We start from the raw sequence: 3,398 nt of genomic DNA on the forward strand, positions 1-3,398 counted from the left end.
AGTTATGAAGTTATGAAGTTATGAAGTTATGAAGTTATGAAGTTATGAAGTTATGAAGTTATGAAGTTATGAAGTTATGATATTTAATCCTAAATAAGTGTGTAAATAATTTTATATTATTATTATGATAAATTAAAGTATTAACAGTGATTGCTTTGGGCAAGACAAAATTAGGTCATAAGAAGTATGTCTATACAAGATTAGCATATTCAAGTTTTAGAGCTTCACCCATTAGCTCAGAATCCCCCTTTTTTACTTTTTGATCTTCGCGAGTATGAGCTGCCAATAGCTTGATCACATGAGGGGTGTAAATGACTTTGTGAGCCTATAATCGAATCACACAGAAGCTATTAAAATTAACGCAGAGGCCTGAACAATGGCTATGTGAAGCAGGAGTATCAGCTTTGCACTCTTGTTATTGACTCTCCAGATTTCAAAACTACAATTGTTTATATTTTTCTGCCTATCCAGGTTAATGCCTAGAATACTACTTTGCTGTAATCGGTCTATTGTGATGAGCTGGAACCATGGTGTGATCTATGTAGGCATTGAGGCGTTATTGAGATTATCTTTTATTTTGATTTCTTAACTCAGTCTGCTAACAAAGTTTATTCATTTAAATATTGCCTGATTCTGTTATTAAGGTGATAAATAACAAATTCAGGCAATTACACAAAAATTACTGGCTCTTTTTATGAATTAATGCTTGAAACTCTTCAGGAGTCTGCTCAGCCAATGATTCTAAAGCCATTCTGACAATACTCGATCTATTGACACGGGCATTGTTGCTTTTAACAATTAAATCATCAATTAATTGGTTCAATTCCTCATTTAACGAGAATGTACAACGAACAAATTTTTTTTGAGAAACTTCTAAATCTTTAACTCTTTTTTCCGCGCCAGAGATAAAGCTCTCAACAAGCTGATCCTGTTCCAAAAGCTCTTCCGTTTTCTTCTTTAAACCGCCCAAACCTGCCATAAATTACACTCCTAAGAATTCTTGTGCGATGCCTTCAATTTCGGCTTTGGCTTTATAATCACTGGTTACTTCAAATACAGAAAGACCATTTTCATCAGCATCATCATAAACATTCCGATTCGTTGTAATTTGATTCAATGCTTTAATACCAAAAGATAAACATGCATCTTTAGCATCTAAAATACGTTGAACTTGTGAAGGTAATGTTGGGCATTGCGTAATAATTGCACGAGCGTTTAAATCAGGATTAACTGCTTTTGCTAATTTTAACACTTGCTCCATATGATCCAGTGTCTTTAGATCTCTACGTTTTGGTCTAAATGGTAATAACATATGTGTGGCTATTGTCATTGCAGAACGTAATGCTTCAGAATCTTGACCACCCGCATCAATAACAATGTCTTGATATCTTTTTGCCAAATCTTTTAACACAAGGCGAATGTTGCCTGATGCTTGAACAGAAGGAATATTTTTTAACTGTTCATTATCATCACGTTCTTTAATCCAATCTGTAGTTGTACCTTGTGGATCTGCATCTAGTAAAAGTACATCTCTATTTTTGGTTTGCAAATAAACACTTAAATTCTGAGCAAGGCAGCTTTTACCAGCACCACCTTTTTCGCCACCAACTAAAATAATCATAAGTTATGCAAGTTACGTAATTTTGTTAAAAGTAATGTATAGTGTTTTATGGTCTGAATCAACTATCAATAAATACAAATTTAAAAAAAATTATCCACAAGTAATCATATATTTTTAAATTTATATATATTTTTAAATTTATATTTATAGGTAGCCTGCAAGCCTTATTCTATCTAGCATCTGGAGGATATATATGGACGGATTCCTGACAATATATGGACATTTTCCTTGATTAATATGGACGGATTCCTGACAATGTATGGACGGATTCCTGACAATATATGGACGGATTCCTGTCATTAATGGACATTTTCCTGTCATCAAAAAATCTTCCATTTATGGACATTAAGTGGTAGTGTCCATAAATGGTTTTATTATCATTAAACACAATATGGCAAATGTAATTTATAAAGATAACAACCTCATTGAAGCATCTTACGCTTTAAGCTTGTCTGAGCAACGCTTAATTTTAATTGCAATTATTGCCGCTCGAGACATTGAACAAGATCTTACAGCAGATACGATGCTTACGATTCATGCATCTGAATATATGAAGCACTTCAATTTAGAGCGCCAATCTGCTTATGAAGCGCTTCAGGCTGCATGTGACAACCTTTTTGAACGTAAACTTACGTATAAAGCAATCGATCCTCAGACGGGAAAATTAGCGGTTTATAAGAGCCGCTGGGTATCTAAAGTCGGTTACGTTAAAGAAGCAGCGTGCGCGCAATTGGTTTTTGCTCCAGATATTTTACAGCTGTTTGTCAAACTCGAAGAAAAATTTACTCGTTATGAATTGAAACAGATTTCTCAATTATCGAGTGTTTATGCCATACGTTTGTATGAACTTCTCATTAGATGGCGAGGTAAAGGTAAATTATATATTAGTGTCTCTCAACTTCGTGAAAAGCTTGGTTTACTCGAAAATGAATATCAAGTCATGGGCGATTTCAAAAAGCGTGTACTGACGGTTGCAATTGACCAGATCAATAAGTTTACCGATATTGATGTGAGCTATACACAAAAAAAAGAAGGAAGAACAATTACACATATAGAGTTCTCTTTCGATCTTAAAACAGCACACATCAAAAATGAGATCCTATTAGAACCAACCTATTCACTGACAGCAAAGCAATGTGCTTTTTTTGCCCAAAAATTGTGTGATCTTACGCTATATCCAAAATTCGGAGCTAAATATGCGAATATAGGTGAATCAATTGAAGATTTTCGCGAGAGAATCTCACTTGAGCTTTTAGAGCAAGAAAATGTGAAGAAGTACTATCCGTATTTATTAGAAGTTGGGTTCAAAGAAAAATTTAAATAACTCAAATACCATCGAAGCCAAAATTGATAAGTACCTTGTTTATTTTTATAAAAAGTTTGATCAGTATTGCATAAGAGTCATCTCCAAGATTTTTTAGAGATTTAGCGTTTTTAGATGATCATTACGTTCGGATATAAATTGCCCCCATTTCTTTTGTACAGAGCATGCTGAGAAAGCAAATTTTAGCCCTGATACTGCAAATAGCCGTAAAGTCAGTTGAGAGTATATCTAAGCATGATCCCCAGCTTTTGAGCTTATAAGCCCATATGCTGAGACTCAAAGCCCTTCAATGAGTAACTAAATACCTTGTAAAAGTGTGTTGTGTAGAGTCGTCTAGTATATAAGCAAGCTTATAATAAAACAGAAAATAAAAGAACTTCATAACTTGTGAATCAATGGTTAATTTATCTGTGATACGGATCATAATGAAATCAATATGTTGTTGCTGGTGAT

At 33.9% G+C, this 3,398-nt stretch carries 3 protein-coding genes; 1 reads left to right on the forward strand and 2 read right to left on the reverse strand.

Annotation, left to right across the window (positions count from 1 at the left end; translation table 11 throughout):
- Nucleotides 1-679: 679 nt before the first annotated feature.
- Entirely contained in the window at nucleotides 680-979 is a 300-nt protein-coding gene (locus tag F975_RS00870) for a hypothetical protein (RefSeq protein WP_004749513.1), read from the reverse strand.
- Between the two features lie 3 nt (nucleotides 980-982).
- Nucleotides 983-1,621 carry an AAA family ATPase gene (locus tag F975_RS00875; RefSeq protein WP_004749515.1) on the reverse strand — a complete coding sequence of 213 codons (639 nt, stop codon included), beginning with the start codon at nucleotides 1,619-1,621 and terminating at the stop codon, nucleotides 983-985.
- Between the two features lie 391 nt (nucleotides 1,622-2,012).
- Here F975_RS00875 and repM point away from each other — a divergent pair, with 391 nt between their 5' ends.
- Complete coding sequence (repM, locus tag F975_RS00880) at nucleotides 2,013-2,945, forward strand: replication initiation protein RepM (RefSeq protein WP_051064809.1); 933 nt, start codon at nucleotides 2,013-2,015, stop codon at nucleotides 2,943-2,945.
- Nucleotides 2,946-3,398: the final 453 nt, after the last annotated feature.

The organism is Acinetobacter brisouisimilis, assembly GCF_000368265.1.
Taxonomy (GTDB): domain Bacteria; phylum Pseudomonadota; class Gammaproteobacteria; order Pseudomonadales; family Moraxellaceae; genus Acinetobacter.

Excerpts from the sequence above, each read along its gene's own strand:
- F975_RS00870 (WP_004749513.1), bottom strand. The coding sequence starts at position 979 with ATGGCAGGTTTGGGCGGTTTAAAGAAGAAAACGGAAGAGCTTTTGGAA.
- repM (WP_051064809.1), top strand. The coding sequence starts at position 2,013 with ATGGCAAATGTAATTTATAAAGATAACAACCTCATTGAAGCATCTTAC.
- F975_RS00875 (WP_004749515.1), bottom strand. The coding sequence starts at position 1,621 with ATGATTATTTTAGTTGGTGGCGAAAAAGGTGGTGCTGGTAAAAGCTGC.